This is a genomic window from Streptomyces sp. NBC_00466 (genome assembly GCF_041433995.1).
GTDB lineage: Bacteria > Actinomycetota > Actinomycetes > Streptomycetales > Streptomycetaceae > Streptomyces.
This window is the reverse complement of record NZ_CP107896.1, coordinates 6,614,573-6,638,816: the sequence shown is the minus strand read 5'-3', so window position 1 is coordinate 6,638,816 and position 24,244 is coordinate 6,614,573. Positions and strand designations below refer to the sequence as shown.

The window sequence follows — 24,244 nt, the reverse complement described above, 5'->3', positions numbered from 1 at the left end:
TAGGTCTGGACCAAGCTGCACGTGAGGGGAACACGGCGACGGGACCGACCGCTCATTCGTCGGCCGGCAGCCGTTCGATGGCGACCATCGCCGCGTCGTCACCCAGGCTGCCGCCGGCATGGCGCAGCAGGTCGGCGCAGAGCCGTTGGAGCAGCGCGTCCGGACCGTCGGCCGCCCAGGACGCGATCCGGTCGGCCAGCGGGTAGAACCGGCCCGCTGTGTCCCGGGCCTCGATGACGCCATCCGTGTACAGGAGCAGGATGTCGCCGACACCGAAGGCGAACGTCTCCGCGGTGAACACGCTGCTGAGCAGATGGCCGAGCCCGAGGGGCGGGGCCGGCTCCCGTACGCCGAGCGTGTGGACCCGGCCCGCGTGTACCACCAGCGGCGGCGGGTGTCCGCAGCTGACCAGCTCGAGTTCCGGTTCGGCGTCGGGGATGTCGAGCACGGCCGCGGTGACAAAGGCCTCCCCGCTGTCCTCAGCGGCCCCCTGCGCCCGGGCCGTGTAGCTCCGGTCGGACACGACACCCGCCTCCAGCTGGTTCACGGCTTCGGGCAGTTCCGGGTCGTAGTGGGCCAGCGCCCGGAAGACGCCGAGGACACCGGCCGCCTCGCCCATGGCATCGAGGCCCTTGCCGCGTACGTCGCCGATGATCACGCGGGTTCCGCCCGCCGTGCGCGTGACGGCGTACAGATCGCCGCCGAGCTGCGCCTCCGCCTCCGCCGCCAGATAGACGGAGCCGATCCGCAGCGGCCCGCTGCGTTCCGGCAGCGGCCTCATCACCACGCGCTGCACCGCGCGCCCCACCCAGCGCAGATGGGTCATCTCACGTTCGTGCTGCACTCTCAGATACGCGAAGAGGGTGACGAAGACGGAGATCAGGAAGAGCGCGGCGAGCTGGTAGATGTGATTGAGATCGGTGACGCTGCCCCGCGTACCGGCCACGAACGCGTCGGCCGCGAGGGCCACCACACTGACGAACGCGGTGCCGAGTGGACCGGCGAACGACGCTGTCAGGGCGGGCGCCGCCACCAGGAAGGGGCCGAGATGCACAGCCGGTGGGGTGAAGATGTCCACCACCGTGACAGCGGCGATCAGAGCGAACGGCACCGCCATGAGTGCCTTCGAATGCCGTCGCGGCCCCTGAAGCGAGTACAGAAAGCGCAACGAACTCATACTCCTGGCCTACCTCGCCCGGCCCGCGCCCGCGCCCCGGACGGCAGGGCTTCGGACTGGCGGGCGCTTCGGACGCCGTGTGCTTCGGACTGGCCGGCGCGGCTCTGCCCGGTCCCAGCCGCTCCCGCTGGTTCTGCCCGGTTCCGCTGCGGGCTGCTCCGGGCTGCTCAGAGCTCAGCTCTGCTTGATCGCCGAGACGTCGAACTCCAGCACCACCTTGTCGCCGACGAGCACGCCGCCGCCTTCGAGGGCGGCGTTCCACGTCAGGCCGTAGTCCTTGCGGCTGACGGCGACCTCGCCCTCGAAGCCCACCCGCTGGTTGCCGAAGGGGTCCTGGGCGGTGCCGGTGAGCTCGAAGTCGATGCTGATCGGCTTGGTGGTGTCCTTGATCGTCAGGTCGCCGGTCAGCCGGAAGTGGCTGCCGTCCAACTGCTTGATCTGGGTCGAGGTGAAGGTGATCCGCGGGTAGTTCGGGGCATCGAGAAAGTCGTTGGTCCGCAGGTGTCCGTCGCGCTGCTCATTGCCGGTGTCGATGCTCTCGGACTTGATGGTGACCAGGGCGCCCGACTTGGTCGGGTCCGAGCCGTCCAGCTTGAGCGTGCCCTCGAAGTCCGCGAACGATCCGCGGACCTTCGTGATCATCGCGTGCCTGGCCACGAAGCCGATGCGGGTGTGCGCCGGGTCGAGCACATACGTACCGGTCAGGTCGGCGAGGGCGGGCATGGTCATGACGTACTCCAGGGGTCGCGGGAGGAGGGCACCTCACGCTAGGCAGACCGGGCAGTACCGGAGCCGGGCCGCGCCACCGGGCCGCTCGCCGGTCACCCCGATGGGCCAAGGGCCCGGAGCCCGTGGTGCACCGCACCCGGGACCCCGGAGAGCGCGCGCCACCCCGCCGTACGCGCACAGGCCCCGCACTCCGGCAGCACGGCTGCGGCTCCGGACAGGCCGGGGCGCGCTGCCCTCCCGGCGTGCCGGAACCGGCGGCCGGACGCACCCTGAGGTCATGGACAGCACACCGATAGTGGTGCACCCGCCCTCCCCGAGCGGCGGACGGCGGGTGACGATCCAGGGAGAGATCGCAGGTCTGGCCCACCACGACGCGGACGTCGTCGAGTTCCTGCGGCGGGCCGGAATGCTGGACGCGGACACCCTGCTGGACGACGAGGCGTGGGTGAAGTGGCGGGGCGGACGAGCCCACCAGTACGCAACAGCCTGACCTGCTGATACCCGGAGCGCCGGTGCGGCAGGGGACGGGGACGCCAACGGGGCACAGGCGGCACTGGGTTGGGGCCTCGATGCGGCTTCCCGCCGGGGCGCTCAGGCGCGGGCCGCAGGCCTGACGCGTAGTCACGGCCCCTGGTTCCGTGACGATCGTCACGCCTATTTTCCGGTGGTCCGTGTCAGCCGGATGCCCGGTCCCCTGCGTATTCCAAGGAGAGCCGAACACGCAGGAACCGCGGGTGCCACCGGTTACCCCGGCACGCCCCGCAGACCAGGAGAGAGTCACCATGCCGTTCTTGCCGTCCGGGCTGCGTGAGAACACACCCGTTTCCACCCGGTCCTCCCGTGCGCCGGGGCCCCGGCGTCCGCGCCCGGCAGGGAGCGCAGCCAGGCCGGACGGAGACCGCACGAACGGAATCCGTTCGTGCGGGGACCGGTGGCACAAGGGCCGGTGGTACGGAGCCGCGTCAGGTCCCCGCCACCGGCCAGGGGCCTTCCGGTCGCGCCTTCCGAGGGTGAGCCCTGCCGACCGTGAGGTGCTGTGGCTGTATCTGGTGACCCGCCTGGGCATCTGGACCACGGCCTACTGCGCCCGCTGGCTGTTTCCCGCCGACCAGAACTCCCGCGACGCGGGTCCCCTGCTGGCCCCCTTCCAGCAGTGGGACTGGGACTTCTACCTGCGTATAGCCCGCGACGGCTACTTCCCGGGGCAGGGCGTACTCCTGCACAGCACCCTGGACCACCGGGAGGCCTTCCTGCCCGGCTTCCCGCTCGTCCTGCGGGCGGTCCACACCGTCGTCCCGAACTGGGCAGCGGCCGGCCTGCTGATCTCCTTCGCCGCCGGGGCCGTTGCCGTCCTGGCGCTCTCCCGCATCGCCCGGCTGCACCTGCCCGACCACGGGGCCGGCCGGCGCACCGTCATGTTCCTGCTGCTCTCACCGTGCGCGATCTTCCTGGCCGCCGGCTACACCGAGGCGCTCTTCCTCGCCCTCGCACTGCCCGCCTGGCTCGCCGCCCAGCGGCGCAACTGGGCGCTCGCCGCCGCCCTGACCGCCCTGGCCACCACGGTCCGGGTGAACGGCCTCTTCCTCGCGGCCGCCATCGCGCTGCACTTCATCCTCACCGCCCGCACCGGCCGCCACTGGCGCCAACTCCCCTGGCTCGCCCTGCCCGCCGTGCCCGTGGCCCTCTACAGCGGCTACCTGCACGCACACACCGGCGACTGGATGGCCTGGAAACACGCCGAGGAACACGGCTGGAACCGCACGTTCCACACTCCGTGGGAGGCCTGGTCCAACACCTGGCACAACGCCTTCGCCCACGCCCAGACCACCGGTTACGCCGTCATGTTCCAGGCCGAACTCCTGGCCATGGCCGTCGGACTCGCCCTCCTCGTCGTCCTGGCACGGCAGCGGCGCTGGGCCGAGGCCCTGTACATCGGCCTCACCCTGTGGGCCCTGGGGACCTCGTACTGGTACATGTCCATACCCCGCTCCACCCTCCTGTGGTGGCCGCTGTGGATCACCCTGGCGGGATGGAGTCTGCGCAAGCCGCGGTTCAAGACCCTCTGCCTCGCCGTTGCCACGCCCGTCACGACTGCCGTCGCGCTGACCTTCCTGTCGGGGCGCTGGGCGGGGTGAGTGGGTGAGGTGCCCGCAGGATGCCGCCCGGGCCCCGGTTCGGCCGCGCTACGCCTGTTCGCTGCTGACCTGGTGCGGCCAGCAGGAGATGACGACGACGAAGGGCCACAGTGCCTGCGCGAAGGTCAGGACACGTTCGGCGATCCCCGGTAGCCCGTGAAGCTGGAGCCCGACGAGGAACCAGACCGCGAAGACGCACATCGAGGCGCTGACCGCGATCGCCACGTCCTGCCGCAGCCCCCACGACGCTCCCCCGTCCCGGACCGCGGCAGGCCGCAGCCCCCACGGCGCGCCCGCACCACGGTCGACGGCCAGTACCGGCCAGACAGCCAGCAGCGCGAACCCCACGGTGACCACAGCCCCGTGACCGAACGAACCCCCGCTGGGGGGCGCGGGTACCAGTGTCAGCACCATCGCGGAGATCCCTCCCCCGGCGAGCGCGGCCCGGCCCAGGAGCGTGGCGGAGCGCAGCCCGAGCGCGGTGACGACGTAACAGGCCCCGAGGGCGAGCAGCATCCCGGTCATCACCCCGTACCCGGGCATGCCGTACGCGGCCAGGACACTTATCGTGCGGGTCTTGGGGTTGTAGCCGGGCCCCTGCATCAGCTCCGCGAGATTCGAGCCTCCGAGGAGCAACACAGGTGCGCACCCGGACGAGAGCAAGGCCCACCAGGGTACAAGTCGCATCGGATCACCATAAGATGCCGTGCTCTGCGCTCGCCGGATCCCACGCGGGAGGCAAACCGGGACGGCCGAACCCGCGGCCCGCCGCCTTCCGCCGCCCTCAGATCCCGGGCATCGGCCCCACCCGGGGCCGCAGATAGACCGTCCACGTCACGGCGCAGCACACCGCGTACGTCGCCAGGAAGGCCCAGTACGCCGCGTCGCCGTCCCCGGTGGCCAGGAACGACTGCCGGAAGGCGATGTTCACCAGTACCCCTCCGAACGCCCCGAGCGCGCCGGCCAGTCCGATCAGCGCCGACGCCCGACGCCGTGAGTCCCGCTCCGCGGTCTCCTCGTCGGCTCCGGCCGCGACCGCGATCCGCGCCCTGGCCTGGAAGACTGCCGGGATCATCTTGTACGTCGAGCCGTTGCCGATCCCGCTCAGCACGAACAGCGCGACGAAGCCGGCCAGGAACATCGGCAGCGACTTCTGCTGCGAGGCGATCAGCACCACGCCGGTGCCTGCCGCCATCGCGGCGAAGGTCCACAGCGTCACCCGGGCGCCGCCCCACCGGTCCGCCATCCTCCCGCCCAACGGCCGTACCAGCGACCCCAGCAGGGGGCCGAGGAAGGTCAGGTATGCGGCTTTCACGGGGGTGTCGAACTGCTGGTGGAACTGCACCTGCAGCACCTGCCCGAAGGCGAAGCCGAAGCCGATGAACGAACCGAAGGTGCCGATGTAGAGCAGCGACATGACCCAGCTGTGCGGCTCCCCCGCCACCTCCCGCAGCGCCCGCCTGTCGTTCCTCAGCGACGTCAGGTTGTCCATCCTCAGCGCCGCGCCCAGCGCGGCCAGCGCGATCAGCGGCAGGTAGACCAGCGGTACCAGCCGCGGCTGCGCCGCACCGGCCGTGGCCAGCACCAGCAGGCCGACCAGCTGCACGACCGGGACGCCGAGGTTGCCGCCGCCCGCGTTGACGCCCAGGGCCCAGCCCTTGAGGCGCTGTGGGTAGAACGCGTTGATGTTCGCCATCGATGAGGCGAAGTTGCCGCCCCCGACACCGGCGGCACACGCCACGGCGAGCAGGGTGCCGTACGAGACACCTGGCCGCAGCACGAGCCCGGCCAGCACCGTCGGGACCAGCAGCAACAGCGCGCTGAACACGGTCCAGTTGCGGCCGCCGAACTTCGCCACCGCGAAGGTGTAGGGCAGGCGCAGCACGGCGCCGAGCGCCGTCGGCAGTGCGGTGAGTGTGAACTTTCCTGCCGCGTCGACGTGGTACTCCGGTCCGAGGAACAGCACCAGCACCGACCACAGGCTCCACACCGAGAATCCGATGTGCTCGGACAGGACCGAGAAGGCCAGGTTCCGGCGCGCGACTCCCGCGCCGGTCTCAGCCCAGAACGCCTCGTCCTCGGGACGCCAGTCCGTGATGGAGCGGGACCGGCCCGTGTCCACCACCCCGGCCGCGTCCCCGGCCGTGTCCCCGGCCTGGCCTTCCGTTCCGACGGCAGTGCTCATCAGCTGTCACCCGCTGGTTCGTGAGATGGGGGGTACTTGGGTTGGAGGTATCCGAGTGGGGGGGTACGTGTGCCGTCGGCGCTGGGGTCTGCCCTCAAAGTGCCGCCTGCCGCTCAACCGTGCTGCGGCTCGTGCACGGCCGCTCCGACCAGCGGTGAGACCGCCGCCGCTCCGGCCCGCACCGGCCAGATACGCAGCTCCGCCGGGGTGCCGTCGGGGGCGGTGTCCTCGTCCAGGCAGCGCCCGTCCCGCAGGTCGAAGACCTGCTTGTACATCGGCGACGCCACCGTCGGGGCATCACCCCGGCTGCCGAGGATGCCGCGTGAGATCACGTACGCGCCGCTGAACGGGTCGCGGTTGTCGACCGCGTACAGCGCGCCCGCCCGGTCACGGAAGACCGCCACCTGCTCGCCGCTCTCGCTGAGCACGGCCACACCGCGCCCGGGGATCAGGTCCCGGTAGTCGCAGGCAGGCGTCCACGCCGTGCCGTCGAAGATCTCCACCAGTGTGCTCATGCGGTACGCACCTCCAGTCGGGCTCCGGCCACGAGGGCCGGGGCGGGGTTCTGCTCGTTCTCGCCGGGGCGGGCCGGCCTGATCTGGCCGCGCTCCGGCATGAAGGCCACGGCAGGGTCGGGTGTGCCGGGGGCGTTGACGAAGGACGCGAAGCGGCGCAGCCGCTCGGGGTCGTCCAGCACGGCGGCCCACTCGTCGCGGTAGCCGCCGATATGACGCTCCATCTGCAGGTCCAGCTCGGCGCAGATGCCCAGCGAGTCGTCCATGACGACCGCCCGCACATGCTCCAGGCCGCCCTCGACGCGGTCCAGCCAGACGGAGGTCCGCTCCAGCCGGTCGGCGGTGCGGATGTAGAACATCAGGAACCGGTCGATACTCCGGATCAGCGTCTCCCGGTCCAGGTCGGCGGCCAGCAGGTCCGCGTGACGTGGTGTCATACCGCCGTTCCCGCCGACGTACAGGTTCCAGCCGGATGAGGTGGCGATGATGCCGAAGTCCTTGCCCTGCGCCTCGGCGCACTCGCGCGCGCACCCGGAGACGGCGGACTTGAGCTTGTGCGGCGAGCGCAGACCCCGGTACCGCAGCTCCAGCTCGATCGCGAGGCCGACCGAGTCCTGCACGCCGTACCGGCACCAGGTCTCACCGACGCAGGACTTCACCGTGCGCAGCGACTTGCCGTAGGCGTGGCCCGACTCGAAGCCCGCGTCCACCAGCCGCCGCCAGATCGCGGGCAGCTGGTCGACTCCGGCGCCGAGCAGGTCGATCCGCTGGCCGCCGGTGATCTTCGTGTAGAGCCCGAAGTCCCGGGCGATCTCGCCGATGGTGATCAGGCCGTACGGGGTGATCTCGCCGCCCGGGATCCGCGGCACCACCGAATAGGAGCCGTTGCGCTGGAGGTTGGCCAGGAAGTGGTCGTTGGTGTCCTGCAGCGCGGCCTGTTCGCCGTCGAGGATGTGGCCGTTGTCCGGGCCGGCCAGGATCGAGGCGACGACCGGTTTGCAGATGTCGCAGCCTTCCCCGCTGCCATGTCCGTCGATCAGGGCCGAGAAGGAGGCGATCCCGGTGGCCCGGACGATCTCGTAGAGGTCGGCGCGGGTGTGCGCGAAGTGCTCGCACAGGCTTGTGTCGACGCTGACGCCGCTCGCTTCCAGCTCCTCGGTCACGAGGGTGCCCAGCAGTTTGACGCAGCTGCCGCACCCGGTGCCCGCGCTGGTGCACTTCTTGACCGCGGGGACCGTGGTGCAGCCCTGCTCGCGGACGGCGGCGCGGATCTCGCCCTGGCTGACGTTGTGGCAGGAGCAGACCACGGCCTCGTCCGGCAGCGCGACAGGGCCTGCGGGCCCAAGACCGGCGGGCAGCACCAACTGCTCGGGGGCCGTCTGCAGCGGCTTGCCGCCGATGGCCAGCGGGCGCAGCAGGCCGTAGGACTCGGTGTCGCCGACCAGCACACCGCCGAGCAGTTGCCCGTCGCGTCCTATGACCAGCTTCTTGTAGACGCCGGAGCGGCTGTCGCTGTAGAGGACGTCGAGCGCGCCCTCGGTCGCGCCGTGCGCGTCACCGAAGCTGGCGACGTCGACGCCGAGCAGCTTGAGCTTGGTCGAGGTGTCCGCGCCGGTGAAGGCGTCCTCGTCGCGGTACTCGCCGGCGAGCGAACGGGCGGCCGTGCCGGCCATCGCGTAGCCGGGGGCCACCAGGCCGTAGACCCTGCCGTCGGCGGCCAGCGCGCACTCGCCGATGGCGTAGACATGCGGGTCGCCGGTGCGGCAGCGCTCGTCCACGACGATGCCGCCGCGCTCGCCGACCGGCAGGCCGCTCTCCCTGGCCAGTTGGTCGCGCGGTCGTACCCCGGCCGAGAAGACGACCAGGCCGGCCGGGAGCTCGCGGCCGTCGGAGAGCCCCATGCCGCGCACCCGGCCGTCCTCGCCGGTGACGATGGCCTGGGTGCCCGCCCCGGCGTGGACGTGGACGCCCAGGTCCTCGATCTTGCGGCGCAGCAGCCGACCGCCGCCCTCGTCGATCTGGAGGGCCATCAGCCGGGGCGCGAACTCGACGACGTGCGTCTCCAGACCGAGGGCCACGAGCGCACCGGCCGCTTCGAGGCCCAGCAGACCACCGCCGACGACGACGCCGGTGTCCGCCCGGTCGGCGTCGGCGCGGATCGCCTCCAGGTCCTCGATCGTCCGGTAGACGTGGCAGCCGGCCGCGTCGTGGCCGGGGACCGGCGGCACGAACGGGTACGAGCCGGTGGCCAGCACCAGCGCGTCATAGTGCAGTACATCGCCGGATGCCGTGGTGACGGTCCGCGCGGCGCGGTCGATCGCGGTGGCCGGGTCGGCGAGGCGCAGGTCGATGCCGTGCCCGGTCAGGAAACCCGGCGGAGCGAGCGACAGCTCTTCGACGCCGGTGCCGGAGAACCACGAGGTCAGATGGACCCGGTCGTAGGCGGGGCGCGGCTCCTCGGCGAGTACGGTGATCCGCCACGCGGCGGCCCCGGGCTGCCCGGTCAGCGCCTCCAGGAAGCGCTGGCCGACCATGCCGTGGCCGATCAGGACGAGATCCTTCAGCCGTCGGGGCAGCCGGCCGGATGTCTGGTGATGCGTCATCGGGAGGCTCCGTAAGGGGTGAGCAGGTGCAGGGGCCGGTCGGAAATGAGGTCGTCGCGCCGGCAGGCGAGGGCGAGTTCGCCCACGGTGGCCAGGTCGCCGAGCAGGATCGCGCCCACCAGACGCCCGCCGCGCAGGACGAGCTTCTTGTAGGTGCCGCGCGTCGCGTCCGTCAGCCGCAGTACGTCCAGTCCCGGGTCGGCGGCCAGGTCGTCGGCGTCGAGGTGGGCCTCGCCGAAGGCCGCGTACTCCAGCGGTCCCGCGCTGAGCCGGGCCAGCGGGCGCGCGCCCCGGTACAGTGCGTCGGGGTCCGCGCCGGAGAGCCGCGCGGCGAGTACGTCGGCCTGTTCCCAGGCCGGTTCGGACAGCCCGTGCACCGCGCCGCGGTGCTGGGTGCAGTCGCCGATGGCGTACACATGGGGCTCGGACGCGGCCAGCGTGTCGTCGACGACGATGCCGGTACCGACGTCAAGCCCGGCGGCGTGGGCGAGCGCGGTGCGCGGCCGGACACCGCAGGCGAGCACGGTCAGATCGGTGCCGAGGCGGTAGCCGTTGGCCAGTTCGACGGCGCCGCCGCCGGGGCCCCGGTCCACGACCGCGCGGGCGCGGTTGCCCGGATAGGCCTCGACACCCAGCCGGCGCAGCCCGGCGCGCAGCGCGGCCGCCGCTTCGGCGTCGAGCTGCCGCTCGATCAGATGCGGTCCCTGGTGCACGATCTCGACGGTGAGGCCCAGTGCGGCCAGCGCACGGGCGACGCTGACACCGAGCACCCCGCCCCCGACGACCACCGCGCGTCGCGCCCGGCCTGCGTCCTCGGCCAGCCGGGCGCAGTCGGCGAGGGTGCGCAGGGCGTGCACGCCGTCGCGCAGCCCGGTGCCGTCGGGGCGGCGCAGGCCGCGGACCGGGGGCAGCAGCGGGTTGGCGCCGGTCGCGAGGACGAGTTCGTCCCAGCCCTCGCGGCGGCCGTCGGCCAGCGTCAGCGTGTGCGCGCCGGGGTCCACGGCCACGGCCTCCGTACCGAGGCGCAGTTGAGCACCACCGGCCGGCAGCGCGATCGCCTCCGCGTCGTACCGTCCGGTCAGCACATCGGCCAGGAGCACCCGGTTGTAGGGAGCGCGGGCCTCGGCCCCGTACAGGGTGACCCGGGCGGTGCCACCGAGGGCGCGGTAGCGCTCGGCGAAGCGCGCCGCGGCCATCCCGGCGCCGACAACCGCGATATGGCGCTTGTTCAGGCCCTCGTCGAGACGCTCCTTCATACGGGTTCCCCCTGACCGGACCGCGCCGCTCCGGCCGGCACCACCGCGGCCCCCGCTGCTTCCACCCGCACCGCGCAGACCTTGAACTCGGGCATCTTCGATGTCGGGTCCAGTGCCGGGTTGGTGAGGGTGTTGGCCCGGCCCGCACCCGGCCAGTGGAAGGGCATGAACACCGTGTCCGTCCGGATCGCATCGGTGATCCGGGCCGGCGCGACCGCCCGGCCGCGCCGGGAGGTGACCGCGAGCAGCTCCCCCTCCGCCACCGCCAGCCGCCGCGCGAGTAGCGGGTGCAGCTCCACGAAGGGCCCCGGTGCGGCGGAGTTGAGCGCCTCGACCCGCCGGGTCTGCGCCCCGCTCTGGTACTGCGCGAGCACGCGACCCGTGGTCAGGTACAGCGGGTACGCGGCGTCGGGCTCCTCTGCCGCCGGGCGGTGGGTGACCGGGGCGAAACGGGCGCGGCCGTCCGGCGTGGCGAAGGCGTCCAGGAAGAGCCGGGGCGTGCCGGGGTGGTCCTCGGCCGGGCAGGGCCAGAAGACGCCGTCCCCGGCGCGGATCCGGTCGTAGCTGATGCCCGCGTAGTCGGCCTGCCCACCGGCCGATGCGCGGCGCAGCTCATCGAACACCGTCTCGGGATCGTCGTGGAACCCCCGCCCGACGCCCAGCCGTTCGGCGAGTTCGCGCATCAGCCAGAGGTCTCCGCGTACGCCGTCGGGCACGTCCACCGCCTGCTGCCGGAGGATCACCCGGCCCTCGATGCTGGTCATCGTGCCGGTCTCCTCCGCCCATTGGGCGCTGGGCAGGACGACGTCGGCGAGCTGCGCCGTATCGGAGAGCACGAGGTCACTGACCACGAGCAGGTCCAGCGAACGCAGCCGCTGCGTCACCCGGGCCGCGCGCGGGGCGGAGACAGCGGGGTTGGACCCCATCAGCAGCAGACCGTGTACGCCGTCCTCCCCCGGCGCTCCGAGGCTGTCGAGCAGCTCGTAGGCCGAACGGCCCGAACGCGGCAGGGTGTCCGGGTCCACGCCCCAGACGCGGGCGACGTGCTCGCGTGCGGCCGGATCCTCGATCGAGCGGTAGCCGGGCAGCTGGTCGGCCTTCTGGCCGTGCTCCCGCCCGCCCTGCCCGTTGCCCTGGCCGGTCAGACAGCCGTACCCGGAGTACAGCCGGCCGGCCTTGCCCGAAGCCAGGCAGAGGTTGATCCACGCGCCCACGGTGTCGGTGCCCTTGCTCTGCTGCTCCGGGCCCCGTGCGGTCAGCACCATGCCGGTCCTGGCCCGTCCGAAGCGGTGGGCGACCTCCCGGAGCCGGTCCGCCGCTATGCCGGTGAGCCGCTCGACGCGCTCCGGCCAGTGGGCCATCGCCGCGGCACGTGCCTGCCCGAAACCGGTGGTCCGCGCCTCGATGAACCCGGTGTCGACCGTCCCGTCGGCGATCAGCAAGTGCAGCAGGCCGAGCGCCAGTGCCAGGTCGCTGCCGGGCAGCGGCTGCAGGTGGAGGTCGGCCTGCTCGGCGGTCCTGGTGCGGCGCGGGTCCACGACGATCAACGTGCCGCCGTTCTCGCGCAGTTCGCGGAAGTAACGCAGCGCGGGCGGCATGGTCTCCGCGGGGTTGCTGCCGACCAGGATCAGGCACTCGGTGCGCGGGATGTCCTCCAGCGGGAAGGGCAGCCCCCGGTCCAGGCCGAAGGCGATCCTGTTCCCGGCGGCGGCCGACGACATACAGAACCGGCCGTTGTAGTCGATGTTGGCGGTGCCGAGTGCGACCCGGGCGAACTTGCCCAGCTGGTACGCCTTCTCGTTGGTCAGCCCGCCTCCGCCGAAGACTCCGACCGCGTCGGCGCCGTACTCGGCCCGGATCGCCGCGAAGCCCCGCGCGACCCGGCTCAACGCCTCGTCCCAGGTCGCCGCCCGCAACTCGCCGCGCTCACGCACCAGCGGCGTACCCAGCCGGCTCGCCGGGTCGAGCAGCGCTGCGGCGGACCGGCCCTTCCCGCAGAGCGCGCCCCGGTTGACCGGGAACCCGGGCCGCTCGACGACCAGCGTCTCGGCGCCGTCGGCCGCGGCGAGGCGCATGCCGCACTGCAGCGAGCAGTACGGGCAGTGGGTGTCGGTGGTGGTCGTCATGCCATCGACCTTGGCCGCCGGTCGTTACACAGCCTTGTCGCCCGTGTTGCGCCCGCGGTACGCGTCCCTCACGCCGGGGTCAGGACGGGGTGCGCTCGCGGACATGCGCCGTAACACCGCAGGGCGTTATCTCACGCGCGCGTGACGGCCGGGCAACCTCCCGGTAACCGGGTGGACCGAGTCTGCGTGCATGAGCACCTCCGGCAACCCCACCCCGGCCGCGCCGCCGGGCCCGCTGACGGGCTACACCGTCGGCGTGACCGCCGCCCGCCGCCGCGACGAGCTCGTCGCGCTGCTGACCAGGCGCGGAGCACGCGTGGTCGAGGCGCCGGCGCTGCGCATCCTCCCGCTGGAGGACGACATCGCGCTGCGCCGGGCGACCGAGCTGTGCCTGACCGCGCCGCTGGACTACGTCGTGGCGACCACCGGCGTCGGCTGGCGGGGCTGGATGAGCGCGGCCGACGGCTGGGGGCGCGGCGCCGCGCTCTCCGCCGCCTGCCGGAACGCCGTCGTCCTGTCACGCGGCCCGAAGGCGACCGGCGCGGTCCGCGCCAGCGGGCTCGACGAGGCGTACTCCCCCGGGAGCGAGGTCACCGGCGAACTGCTGACGTGGCTGCTGGCCCGGCCGCTGGCCGGCCGCCGGATCGCGGTGCAGGAACACGGCCTGCCTCTCACGGCTTTCAGCGCGGCCCTGCGCGAGCGCGGCGCGGAGGTCGTCCCGGTCCCTGTCTACCGCTGGGCTCCGCCGGAAGACCCGGGCCCGGTCCGACGGCTGGTCGAACAGACCGTCCGCCGCGAGGTCCACGCCCTGACCTTCACCAGCGCGCCCGCGATCACTGCCTTCCTGGAGACCGCGGCGGCCGACGGCCTGCACGAGCTGGTGCTGGAGGCGATGTCCGGCGACGTCCTGCCGGTCTGCGTCGGCCCGGTCTGCGGCCGGCCGCTGCTGGACGCCGGGCTGCCGGCGGTCTGGCCCGAACGCGGCCGGCTCGGCGCGCTGGTCCGCACGCTCACCGAGACGCTGCCCGGCCGCAGCCGCCAGGAACTCCACCTCGCCGGGCGGGCGTTGGTGCTCCAGGGCAGCGCGCTGCTGGTCGACGGGGAGAGCCACTGGCTCTCCCCGAAGGGCGCGATACTGCTCCGCGCGCTGGCGGAGAGACCTGGCCGGGTGCTGAGCCGCGCCGAACTGCTGCGCCGCGCCTGGGCGGACTCCGATGCGGACGAGCACGCGGTGGAGGCCGCGATCGCCCGGCTGCGCGCCTCGCTCGGCCCGCACAGCGACTTGGTCAGGACCGTCCCCAAGCGCGGCTACCGTCTGGCTGCGGCATGACCGTGCCTGTCTGTCCCAGCCCCGCCCACCGCGCTCCGCCGACCCTGCTCGCGGTGGCCCACGGCACCCGGGACGCCGAGGGTGTCGCGGTGGCCGAGGCGCTGGTCGCCCGGGTGCGCGCGCTCCGTCCCGGCCTGCGCGTGGAGCGGTGCTTCCTCGGCCTGGCCGCCCCCTCCCTGCCGGAGGCCCTGGCCCGGCTGAGCGGGGAGGTGGTCGTCGTACCGCTGCTGCTCGGAGCCGGGTACCACGTACGCGTCGACATCCCCGGGGCCCTCGCGGCCGCGCCACATCTGCGCGCCCGGACCGCCCGCGCGCTCGGCCCGGACCCGCTGCTGGCCGAGGCCCTCACCTGCCGTCTCGCCGACGCCGGGTGGCGCGCCGGGGACGGCCCGGTCGTACTCGCGGCGGCCGGATCCACGGATCCCGACGCCAACTCCGGTACCGCGGCCATGGCCTCACTGCTGCGCGAACGGCTGCCCGGCCCGTACGGAGTCGTCCCCGCCTGCCTCGGTGGCGACGGCCCCACCCCCGCCGAGGCCGTCGCCGCCCTTCGCTCCGACGGCCACTCCCGGGTCGCCGTCGCCGAGTACCTGCTGGCCCCCGGCTTCTTCGCCCGCCGCGCCGCCCGTTCCGGCGCCTGCCTCACCTCCGCCCCGCTCGGCACGCACGACGCGCTCGCCCGCCTCGTCGCACTCCGCTACGACGAGGCCCGCCGTACGGGTCATCAGCCTCGGGGGCTGCTGACCCGTTCGGGCCGGATCACATAGATCACCCGGACCTGGTCCCGGCCGCCGTACCACGGGTAGGGGCCGCCGAGATACTTCTGCGCCAGCGCCTCGATGTGGTCGACGGCCCCCTCGGTGGTCACTCGCAGCACCCGGCCACGGATCTGGACGTAGGAGGACGGGTCCGAGGGGTCGGAGACCGCGACGGCCACCCGCGGGTCGCGCGCGATGTTCCGGGTCTTCTGATGCGACTCGACACTGTTGATCAGCACGTGTTCGCCGTCGGTGTCCACCCAGGTCTGGGTGAGCTGGGGCGAGCCGTCGGGCATCGTCGTAGCGATGTAGCAGGTGCTGGGGCGGCGCAGCAGCGCCACCACGTCCTCGCCGAGGGGTACGGACACGGGGTTCTCCAGAGGTGGTTCGGCCGGTACTGGGGCAACCGTAGCCACGGCAGGAGACCCGGCCCTCCCCCACCCCGTGGAATCATCGGCCGGCCGTCTGCCGCGTCGCACGACCGCGGTGGCCTGCCACCGGCGCGTCCTCCTCACCGGATGCCGCGGACACCGCGCCGGAGGACTCCCGGATGCCGTGCTCGGACCACCAGCGGGCCAGCGGCCCCGGTGCCCACCAGGCCCACTTGCCGAGCAGAGCCATGGTCGCGGGTGCCAACAGGCCCCGTACGACCGTCGCGTCGACGAGCACCGCGACGACGAGCCCGACACCGATCATCTTCATGAAGAGGATGGACGAGGTCATGAAGCCGCCGACGACGACCACCAGAAGCAGGGCCGCGCTGGTGATGATCTTCGCGGTGCGCTGGACGCCCAGAGCCACCGACTCGACGGGGTCGTTGCCCGCCTCCCACTCCTCACGGATCCGGGAGAGCAGAAACACCTCGTAGTCCATGGCGAGACCGAACGCGATCGCGACGACCAGAACCGGGAAGTTGGCATCCACCGCTCCGATCGGCTCGAAGCCGAACAGCCCGGACAGGTGGCCGTCCTGGAAGATCCACTTGATCGCGCCGAAGGCCGCCAGGAGAGAGAGGAAGCTCAGTACGACCGCCTTGAGCGGAAGCAGGAGCGAGCCGAAGGCCAGGAAGAGGATCAGGAACGAGACCACCGCCACGAACAGCGCCATCCACGGCAGGCGTTCACCGATCATGGCGACGATGTCCACCCGCGATGCCGGCATGCCGGTGACCAGAGTCCCGGCCCCGTGCGGCGGGGGCGTGTCACGGATCTCGTGCACCATGCGCCGCGCCGCGGTGGACATCGGGTCAGGGGCGTAGCTGAGGGTGACCCGCCCGTCCTTGCCCGCGAGGCCCGTCGCCGTGGCGGACCCGACGCCGCCGATCTTCGCCAGCCGGTGTGCGTACGAGGTCAGTCCGGCTCTGTCGGCCGGGCCGTCGAACCGTACGACCGCGGTCATGATCCGGCCGGGGTCGGTGCTGAAGTCGGCCGCGAGTGTTCTGCTGACGACCTTCGCGTCGGCGTCCGACGGCAGCACCCACTCGCCGGGCCGGGCCCAGTTGGCCCCGAGCAGCGGTGCGCCGAGTCCGGCCAGCACGGCGACGATGGCGAGAGTGGAGAGCAGGGGCTTTCGCATCACCGCGTGCGCGGTGCGGTACCAGCGGCCCGCGGTCTCCGGCTCGGGCGAGCGCCGCCCGCCGCCCGGCAGCGGGATCCGCCACTTGTCGATCCGATGCCCGGTATAGCGCAGCAGCGCGGGCAGCAGTGTCAGCGAACCCACCACCGCGAAGGCGACGACGGCCACGGCCGCGTATCCCATGGAGGAGAGGAAGCGTGACGGGAAGAAGACCAGGCTCGCGAACGAGATCGCCACGGCGACACCGGAGAACGCGACCGTACGGCCGGCCGTGGCCATGGCCCGCTCCACTGCCGTGTCGATGTCCGCACCCGCGTGCAGCTCTTCGCGGTAGCGGTTGACCAGGAACAGTGCGTAGTCGATCGCGAGTCCGAGGCCGAGGATCGTGATGACGTTGATGACCGTGCCGGAGATCTCGGTGAACATCGTCAGGAGGCGCAGTACGACGAAGGAGCCGAGTGCCACGAACGTGCCGACGGCGAGTGGCAGCAGCGCTGCGATCGCGCTGCGGAAGATCAGCACCAGGAGGAAAAGCAGGATCGGGACCGAGAGCATTTCAGCGCGCGCGATGTCCGAGCCGGTGAGGGTGTTGACCTGCTCGGTCATAGCGGCGACGCCCCCGTAGCGCACGCTGACGCCGTCGGCCGCGAAGTCTTCCTTGATCTTCGCCAGCGCCTCGACTTGTTCCTGGTCGGCATCGCTCTTGAACTGGACGGTCGCATAGGTCTGTTGACCGTCCTTGGAGACGTACGCGCTCCTGTCCTGCGATCCGGGCTGCCAGTAGGAGTTCAGCCGCTCGATGCCCGCGCGCGGGACCCGGTCCAGGGCGGTGCGGACCGCGCCCCCGAACGCGCCTACGGTTCGGCCGGCGTCCGTCGACTCGTACAGGACGATCAGGTCGTTGGACTCGCGTCCGAGCGGACCGTCGAGGATCTTGTCCGCCTGGACCGACTCGCTCGCCGGGTCGTCGAATCCCGCGCCGCCGGTGAACGAACCGAAGACCTGGGTACCCCAGACGCCGGCGAACAGCGTAAAGAGGACTGCCGCGATGACGACCCATTTACGGCGGCGCGTGATGAACCGTCCGACCGAGGTGAACAATTCCGTCTCCCTGATTCATTTGATGTGCTGGGCATTCTCGACTCCAGAAATGCATTCGGGCTGGGCAGGAAATCGACACTGGCGACACTGGCGGCCTTACGGCAGCGCAACGAGGCGATCTGCCATTACTCGTAACCTACACTATCGATAGTTGCACTACCAGCAATCAGCAGGCCGGTCGCCGCACCAACGATCCGGGTACGCCAATGGCTGATCTGCCGCTGTTCATACGGGAGTTCCCGAGCCCGCCGGGCAACAGAGGTCCGGCACCGAGACCGCGCCCGGGCAACCTGCCGCCGGCCCGGATGTGCCCCCTTGCTCCGGAGGCACCAATGGCGCCCTACCCGGCGTGAGGCCCGGCCGTGGCGCGACCGGACGCGTCCTCCTGGGCGATCCGGCGCAGCGCGGCCATCGCCGCGTCCCCCAGCACGGTTCCGAGAACCACACCCTCGACCTTGCCGTCGGTGCTGGGGACGTCCTGGACCAGCGCTGCCAGCTCGGAAGCCGCGAGTTCCTCGGCGGCCCCGGCGTAGTCGTCGAGCAGGACCAGCAGGTCGTCCCGGCCAAGATCGCGGTACGTCACCACGATCTGGACCAGCGCCCGCCAGCCGGGGTTCTCCGGCTTCGCGGACCACCCCCGCCGCTCCACCAGCTCACGCACGTGCTGCTCGGCGCTCTCCCGGTCCCCATCGGTGCCCCGCTCGACCGTGGTTCTGGTCACCGCGGACTGGGCGACGCCGAGGATGCCGTGGACCGTGCGCTCCGGCGAGTCGATCTCCGCGATCACCTCGCGGGCGGCCGCGATCGACAGGCCTCCGACCTCAAGCATGGCGACGATCAGCTTGAGCCTGCGGGCATGCGAATCCGAGTAGCTCACCTGGTTCGGGCTGGTGCGCTCGCCGTGCGGCAACAGGCCCTCACGCGAGTAGTACTTGATCGTCGGAACCGGGACTCCGGTACGCCGCGCCAGCTCACCGATACGCATTTGACGAGGATACTGCGTCCGCAGAAAGGCCGGCTGCCCGTCATCCACAGCCCCCTCACCATCCCCGCCGCACTCCCGGATCACCAATCCTCTCCGCACCCCTAGCCCATACCGACCAGTCGGTACTACCCTCCCGGCCATGCGGCGCTCGACGGCGCGCGCACTCATCGGCAGGGAGGCCAGGATGACGGTTCCGTCACCGGCGGGGACAGCGCGGCCCAAGGGCTTCACTTCAGCGTTGAGGGGTCTGGGCAACCGTCGGCTGGACCACTATCCGGAGAGCCGTCGCCGCTACTGGTATCTGGCAATCGTGGTGCTGGCCACCGTCGTTCTGTACTACCAGCTCTACATCCAGTACGCCGTGTCGACGGCCATCATCAGCCACTACCACATGACGTTCCTGTACTTCGTCTACATCTCAGTGGCCGCCAACGCGGTCGGCGCCTTCGCCTCCCTGGTGGCCGGGGTGGCCGACCGCTGGGGACGGGCGAACATCGCGGTGTACGGCCTGCTCCTGGTCGGACTGCTCACCACGTTCGCCCTGCCGAACGCACCGGGCAAGGTGAGTTACCTGGTCATCTACGCGTGCGTCGCACTCGTCGAAGGCATGATCCTGGTAGCCACCCCTGCCCTGATCCGCGACTTCTCGCCGCAGCTCGGCCGCGCCTCGGCCATGGGCTACTGGACGATGGGCCCGGTGGTCGGGAGTCTCGTGGTCACTGCGGTCACCGGCCGCACCTTCACCGGCTCCACCACCTGGCAGGACGAGATCCGGTACGCGGGCGCCGCCGGCCTGGCCGTGTTCGTGGCCGCGCTCCTCGGACTGCGGGAGCTCGCCCCCGCGCTGCGCGGCCAGATCATGGTGAGCCTGCGTGACCGCGCCCTGGTCGAGGCCCGCGCCAAGGGGATCGACGCCGAGTCGGCCCTGCACGGACAGTGGCGCGGGATGCTCCGCCTCGATGTCCTCGGCTCTGCCCTCGCCATCAGCCTCTACCTCCTGCTGTACTTCTCCGCGGTCGGCAACTTCGTGGTCTATTTCGCCACGAACTCCGGATACTCCGCGCAGCGCACGAACTCCCTGCTCAACTGGTACTGGGGGACGAACGCCGTCTTCCTGGTGGCGGCCGGGCTCGTCGCCGACCGGCTGCGGGTACGCAAGCCGTTCATGCTGGCCGGTGCGCTCGGCTCGATCGGCTTCACCCTCGCGTTCGTGCTGCACACCACCCAGCCGCACACGGGCTACTACACCTACGCGTTCATCGTGGCAGGCATCGGTGCCACCAGCGGCGTCGCGTACGCACCCTGGATGGCGAGCTTCACCGAGACCGTCGAGCGGCACAACCCCGCGGCCATCGCGACCGGGCTGGCCGTGTGGGGGTGGCTCATACGGATCACGGTCGCCGCCTCCGCGGCCTGCCTGCCGCTGGTCGTGAGCACCGTGACCCCGCTCATCGAACACGGCACGGAGGTCGAACAGGCCTCCGTGCAGGCCGCCCCCGCCCTGGCCATCACGCGCGCCCATCCCCAGCTCTTCGCGCAGCTCTCCTCCTATCCCCCGGGCAAGGCACCCGCACCGCTGCTGGCCCGAGCGGTGGAGGAGATCGGTGCGGGAGGCTTGCAGACCGTCCGGAAGGCCGCTCCACAACTGAAGATCCTGCGCACCCACGGCCCGGAGGTGCAGCGAGCCACCGCACACAACGCGCACGAGTGGCAGAGCTGGTGGTGGGTCTGCCTGGGAGGCCAGGTGCTGTTCCTGCCGTGCATCTCCGTGATGACCGGCCGCTGGCGCCCACGTGAAGCGCGCCGGGACACCGAAGCCCACGAGCGTCTGGTGGCACAGCAACTCGCCGAGATGAAGGAGATCAGCGCATGCCGGAAATAACGGGAGAGGCCGCAACGGCCTCGCAGCAGGGGAACGGCCTCGACGGACTCAGCGCCCTCGACCAGGCCACCGCCGTACGCAGTGGCGAGGTCAGCCCCCTGGAACTCGTACAGCACCAACTGGCCCGTATCGAGCAGTTCAACGACAGCTACGGAGCGTTCCTCACCGTCAGCCGCCATGAGGCCGTCGCACAGGCCGCAGCGGCACAGAAGCGGCTCGGGGAGGAGGGTCTCTCACCGCTCTTCGGCGTACCGACGGCTGTCAAGGACCTGGTCGACACCGCCGGTGTGCGCACGACGTACGGTTCCCGGGCCTTCGCCGAGTCCGTTCCGGAGGTGGACGCCCACACGGTGACGCGGTTGCGCGAGGCCGGCACGATCAGCCTGGGAAAGACCAACACCCCGGAATTCGGCTGCTGTTGTTACACCGACAACGACCTGGCGGGCCCCGCCCGTAATCCCTGGGACCCCGCGTTGTCGGCCGGAGGATCCAGCGGCGGGGCGGCGGTCGCTGTGGCACTCGGCATGGTCGCGGTCGCACACGCCAGTGACGGCGGCGGCTCCATCCGGATTCCGGCGAGCGCCTGCGGGCTGTTCGGCATCAAGCCGTCCCGTGGCCGGGTGAGTTCCGGGCCGGGCGGGTCGGAGGTCAACGGCCTTGCTGTGCAAGGTCCGTTGGCCCGTACGGTACGGGATGCCGCAGCCATGCTGGACGTGCTGGCGGGGCCTATGCCCGGCGACCCGCACTGGGCGCCGCCGCTCCCGGCGGGCGAGACGTTCCTGGCCCACGCCGACCGCGGCCCCGGCCGGCTGCGGATCGGCCGGTACGCGAAGCCCGCAGCCCCGGGTGTGGACGTCGACCCCAAGTGCCTGGCGGCCTGGGACCACGCCTCGCGGCTCCTGGAGGAGCTCGGACATGACGTCGAGGACATCGCCACGCCGTTCGGTCCTGAACTCGGCGACTTCTTCACCGCCGTGTGGAGCGTGCAGTCACTGGGCCACACCGTGGAACCCGAGGCCGAGGAGCTGCTGCGCCCGGTGACCCGCGCCTGGCGGGAGTACGGAAGGACGGTCACCGCCGAGCAGTTCGCGGCCGCGATCACCGGCATGCAGCGGGCGAGCCGCCGCGCGGTTGAGGCGACCGCCGGTTACGACGTCGTCCTCACCCCGACACTGGCTTCGCTGCCGCAGCCGGTGGAGTTCTTCGCCGAGACCGGCGACCCCCTCGTCAACCTGCGGCGCCAGAGCGCCTTCAGCGCGTTCACCAGCCCGTACAACATGACGGGCCAGCCGGTCGTCAACGTACCGCTGTACTGGTCGCAGGGCACCACCCCCGTCGGGGTCTCCCTGGTGGGGCGCCCGGCCGACGAGGCCACCCTCATCTCGCTCAGCGCCCAGCTGGAGGAGGCATCTCCCTGGCGGCACCAGTACGCACGTCTTCCGCTCACGAGCGGTTCCAGTACGTAGCGCGCGGCCGCCACGAACGACGCGGGCAGCGGGCCAGGGTTATGCCGTGGAGGCCGGCCAGTGCGCCCATGTCGGTGTCCAGACCTCGGTGCTGGGCGGCTTCGGCCGTCTGGCATCGAGGTAGTCGCGGAATTCGGCGAGCGCGGGGTGGGGGTTGTCGTCGCGCCAGATCAGTGACAGCGGGTAGATCAGCGCCGGGCCGCGCACCGGAATGCGCCGCAAGTCGTAGCTGTCCGGCCACAGATACCGGGTACCTTCGCCGACCAGGGTGGCCAGTTCCGGGGATTCGGCGATCTCGGCCAGCAATGCCTCGTTGCCGAAGACGGGTCCGATGAGGTCGAGGGTGAGCCCGAAGGTGGCGGCGAGCTCGTCGAAGTACGCGGCCACCTCGGTCCCGGCGGCGATGCCGGGCATCCAGATCCGGTGTCCGGCCAGTTGCGCAGGTGTGACGGCGCGGGCGTTGGCGAGTGCGTGGCGGGGCCCGACGAGCAGCTGGTGCGGCTCGTCGATCACTCGGTCGGTCCTGATCCCAGCCGGCAGCCGCTGGTGCGGGGCAACAGCGTGGAAGCTGGCGTCGATCGTCCCGGCCTCGACAGCGGCGACTGCCTCGTCGACGTCGGCGCTCAGCAGGGCCACGACATCCAGCTCGATCTCAGGACGCATGCGGTGGAAGTCCTGCAGAAGCACTGCGGGCGCGATCCGCCGGCTGACGACGTCGACGCGCAGAGCGCGCCGACCGGGACGCACCGACGCGCCGGCCCGTTCCTCCACCCGCAGAAGTTCGCGGGCGTGGGGCAGAAACGCCTGGCCGTCGATCGTGAGCCGGGCTCCGCGGGCCGTGCGGGTGAACAGGCGTACCTCCAGGTCCTTTTCGAGCGCGGCGATGCGCTTGGAGACGGCCTGCTGGGTGATCGAGAGGGCGGCGGCGGCTTCCTGAAACTGGCCGGCATCCGCAGCTGCGACGAAGGTGCGCACGGCGTCGAGATCCATGCGACCACCCTATGGGCACAACGGGAGGCTGGTACAACGGGAGGTTGTGGCTCGCCCCACGGACGGGCTGCCGGCCGGACCGGGATCCGTCGGACAGAGGTGCGCCAACTGCACACCCTTTTGGGGCAGTTGATGCAGGAGTGACGTCCGTGACGCTTTGCACAACGCTGCCCCTCTGTTCACTCAACTGAGCTTCAGCGAGCCTCGGCGCTGTGCCCTACTGGGATGCGCTACGCGCGTTGCGCGCACCCCCACGAGACGACGTACAGGAGCCCCGGTGAACCCCACACACCGCCTCATGCCCACCCTGGCCGCAGGTGCCCTGGCCGCAGCATGCGCCTTCCTGCCCGCCACCGCCCACGCCGCGAGCGCCTACTCCCTGGTGGTCCTCCCGGACCAGAAGGAAGGCGCGATCTACGACTTCGTCAGCTCGGCCAAGAAGTCGGTCGACGTGACGATCTATGAGCTGCGCGACACCACCCTCGTCAACGATCTGGTGAAGGAGCAGAAGGCAGGGGTGAAGGTCCGCGTGGTCTTCGACTCCCAGCACGCGTCCATCGACGCCGCCGCCTACAAGGCGCTCTCCGCGGCCGGGGCCGGGGTCACGTACTCGTCGTCGGCGTACGTCTACACCCACCAGAAGACGATCACGGTCGACGGCGCCACGTCGTACATCAGCACCGGAAACTTCGACACGACGTACTACTCGACCTCGCGTGACTACGGCGTCTTCGACACCGACCAGGCCGACGTCGCGGCGATCGAGAAGGTCTTCGACGCCGACTACGCGAAGACCTCGGTGACCCCGTCCGACGGCACCGACCTGGTCTGGTCGCCCACCGACTCGCAGAGCCATCTGCTGGCCCTGGTTACGGGGGCGAAGAGCAGCCTCGATGTCCAGGAGGAGGAATTCGGTGACTCCGCCCTGGTGAACGCGGTCGTCGCTGACGCGAAGCGCGGCGTCACCGTTCGCGTCGTCGCGGAGAACCAGTCCTCGAAGTACAGCAAGGAGCTGCAGGAGGTCACAGCCGCGGGTGGCAAGGTGACCACCTACACGAGTTCCACCGGCTACTACATCCATGCCAAGGCGATCGTCGCCGACTACGGCACGTCCTCCGCGAAGGTGTTCGCCGGCTCGGAGAACTTCTCCGACAACTCGCTGAACCACAACCGCGAACTCGGCCTGATCGTCAGTGACTCCGCAGTGGTCAGCGGCATCGAGAAGGCCTTCGACGCCGACTTCCTCAAGAGCTCCGGCACGGCCTGACCGCGTCGGACCGAGAGCACGGCGCAGCTCTGCCGGAGCTCCGGCCCCGGCCCGGACGGGCCGGGGCCGTACCCGTGGGTACGAGGGCCGTGCGGGCGCCGCCGACCGGGCAGGATGAGAGCGGAACCGTGCCGGCGAGCCCGATGGCGCCCCGGTCCACGGTC

General features: G+C 71.4%; 19 protein-coding genes. 7 read left to right on the top strand and 12 right to left on the bottom strand.

Going from position 1 to position 24,244, the window contains the following annotated elements; all coding sequences use genetic code 11:
- Nucleotides 1–52: 52 nt before the first annotated feature.
- Both OG210_RS29770 and OG210_RS29765 read right to left on the bottom strand, forming a co-directional pair.
- Nucleotides 53–1,117 carry a PP2C family protein-serine/threonine phosphatase gene (locus OG210_RS29770; protein WP_328323967.1) on the bottom strand — a complete coding sequence of 355 codons (1,065 nt, stop codon included), beginning with the start codon at nt 1,115–1,117 and terminating at the stop codon, nt 53–55.
- Between the two features lie 234 nt (nt 1,118–1,351).
- Entirely contained in the window at nt 1,352–1,906 is a 555-nt protein-coding gene (locus OG210_RS29765) for a YceI family protein (protein WP_328323969.1), read from the bottom strand.
- Between the two features lie 277 nt (nt 1,907–2,183).
- On the opposite strand from OG210_RS29765, the gene OG210_RS29760 reads away from it, so the two are divergent.
- A complete protein-coding gene (locus OG210_RS29760; RefSeq protein WP_328323971.1) occupies nt 2,184–2,396 on the top strand; it encodes a hypothetical protein in 213 nt (70 codons plus the stop codon).
- 292 nt (nt 2,397–2,688) lie between these two features.
- On the top strand, nt 2,689–4,041 hold the full coding sequence (locus tag OG210_RS29755; RefSeq protein WP_328323973.1) for a mannosyltransferase family protein: 1,353 nt from the start codon (nt 2,689–2,691) through the stop codon (nt 4,039–4,041).
- A gap of 48 nt (nt 4,042–4,089) precedes the next feature.
- Here the strand turns inward: OG210_RS29755 and OG210_RS29750 are convergent, their stop codons facing one another.
- From OG210_RS29750 to OG210_RS29725, 6 genes are all read right to left on the bottom strand, one after another.
- On the bottom strand, nt 4,090–4,728 hold the full coding sequence (locus OG210_RS29750) for a DUF998 domain-containing protein (RefSeq protein WP_328323975.1): 639 nt from the start codon (nt 4,726–4,728) through the stop codon (nt 4,090–4,092).
- Nucleotides 4,729–4,825: 97 nt separating this feature from the next.
- Nucleotides 4,826–6,226, bottom strand: coding sequence for a nitrate/nitrite transporter (locus OG210_RS29745; protein WP_328323976.1), 1,401 nt, complete (start codon nt 6,224–6,226; stop codon nt 4,826–4,828).
- Between the two features lie 113 nt (nt 6,227–6,339).
- The gene (gene nirD / locus OG210_RS29740; protein ID WP_328323978.1) at nt 6,340–6,741 is read right to left on the bottom strand and encodes a nitrite reductase small subunit NirD; all 402 of its coding nucleotides are present in this window, start codon (nt 6,739–6,741) and stop codon (nt 6,340–6,342) included.
- Nucleotides 6,738–9,344 carry a nitrite reductase large subunit NirB gene (gene nirB / locus OG210_RS29735; protein WP_328323980.1) on the bottom strand — a complete coding sequence of 869 codons (2,607 nt, stop codon included), beginning with the start codon at nt 9,342–9,344 and terminating at the stop codon, nt 6,738–6,740. The genes nirD and nirB overlap by 4 nt, the downstream gene beginning before the upstream one ends.
- A complete protein-coding gene (locus OG210_RS29730; protein ID WP_328323982.1) occupies nt 9,341–10,600 on the bottom strand; it encodes an FAD-dependent oxidoreductase in 1,260 nt (419 codons plus the stop codon). Before OG210_RS29730 ends, nirB begins: the two co-directional genes overlap by 4 nt.
- Nucleotides 10,597–12,726: a molybdopterin oxidoreductase family protein gene (locus OG210_RS29725; protein WP_371539607.1), complete on the bottom strand. Its 2,130-nt coding sequence runs from the start codon at nt 12,724–12,726 to the stop codon at nt 10,597–10,599. The genes OG210_RS29730 and OG210_RS29725 overlap by 4 nt, the downstream gene beginning before the upstream one ends.
- A gap of 190 nt (nt 12,727–12,916) precedes the next feature.
- Between OG210_RS29725 and OG210_RS29720 the strand changes: the two genes are divergently transcribed.
- Both OG210_RS29720 and OG210_RS29715 read left to right on the top strand, forming a co-directional pair.
- Nucleotides 12,917–14,056, top strand: coding sequence for a uroporphyrinogen-III synthase (locus tag OG210_RS29720; RefSeq protein ID WP_328323987.1), 1,140 nt, complete (start codon nt 12,917–12,919; stop codon nt 14,054–14,056).
- Nucleotides 14,053–14,823: a sirohydrochlorin chelatase gene (locus OG210_RS29715; protein WP_328323989.1), complete on the top strand. Its 771-nt coding sequence runs from the start codon at nt 14,053–14,055 to the stop codon at nt 14,821–14,823. The genes OG210_RS29720 and OG210_RS29715 overlap by 4 nt, the downstream gene beginning before the upstream one ends.
- Here OG210_RS29715 and OG210_RS29710 read toward each other — a convergent pair.
- The 3 genes from OG210_RS29710 to OG210_RS29700 form a co-directional block, all read right to left on the bottom strand.
- On the bottom strand, nt 14,781–15,182 hold the full coding sequence (locus tag OG210_RS29710) for a PPOX class F420-dependent oxidoreductase (protein WP_328323991.1): 402 nt from the start codon (nt 15,180–15,182) through the stop codon (nt 14,781–14,783). The two genes, OG210_RS29715 and OG210_RS29710, sit on opposite strands and share 43 nt — an antisense overlap.
- 82 nt (nt 15,183–15,264) lie before the next feature.
- On the bottom strand, nt 15,265–17,490 hold the full coding sequence (locus tag OG210_RS29705) for an MMPL family transporter (RefSeq protein WP_371539603.1): 2,226 nt from the start codon (nt 17,488–17,490) through the stop codon (nt 15,265–15,267).
- Nucleotides 17,491–17,830: 340 nt separating this feature from the next.
- Entirely contained in the window at nt 17,831–18,475 is a 645-nt protein-coding gene (locus OG210_RS29700) for a MerR family transcriptional regulator (protein ID WP_328323995.1), read from the bottom strand.
- Between the two features lie 139 nt (nt 18,476–18,614).
- On the opposite strand from OG210_RS29700, the gene OG210_RS29695 reads away from it, so the two are divergent.
- Entirely contained in the window at nt 18,615–20,357 is a 1,743-nt protein-coding gene (locus tag OG210_RS29695) for an MFS transporter (protein WP_371539599.1), read from the top strand.
- Complete coding sequence (locus tag OG210_RS29690; RefSeq protein WP_371539596.1) at nt 20,345–21,823, top strand: amidase; 1,479 nt, start codon at nt 20,345–20,347, stop codon at nt 21,821–21,823. Before OG210_RS29695 ends, OG210_RS29690 begins: the two co-directional genes overlap by 13 nt.
- 39 nt (nt 21,824–21,862) lie before the next feature.
- Here the strand turns inward: OG210_RS29690 and OG210_RS29685 are convergent, their stop codons facing one another.
- Nucleotides 21,863–22,813, bottom strand: a complete 951-nt coding sequence (locus OG210_RS29685; RefSeq protein ID WP_328324001.1) for a LysR family transcriptional regulator — start codon at nt 22,811–22,813, stop codon at nt 21,863–21,865.
- A 277-nt stretch (nt 22,814–23,090) separates the two neighbouring features.
- Here OG210_RS29685 and OG210_RS29680 point away from each other — a divergent pair, with 277 nt between their 5' ends.
- Nucleotides 23,091–24,080 carry a phospholipase D-like domain-containing protein gene (locus OG210_RS29680; RefSeq protein ID WP_328324003.1) on the top strand — a complete coding sequence of 330 codons (990 nt, stop codon included), beginning with the start codon at nt 23,091–23,093 and terminating at the stop codon, nt 24,078–24,080.
- Nucleotides 24,081–24,244 lie beyond the last annotated feature (164 nt).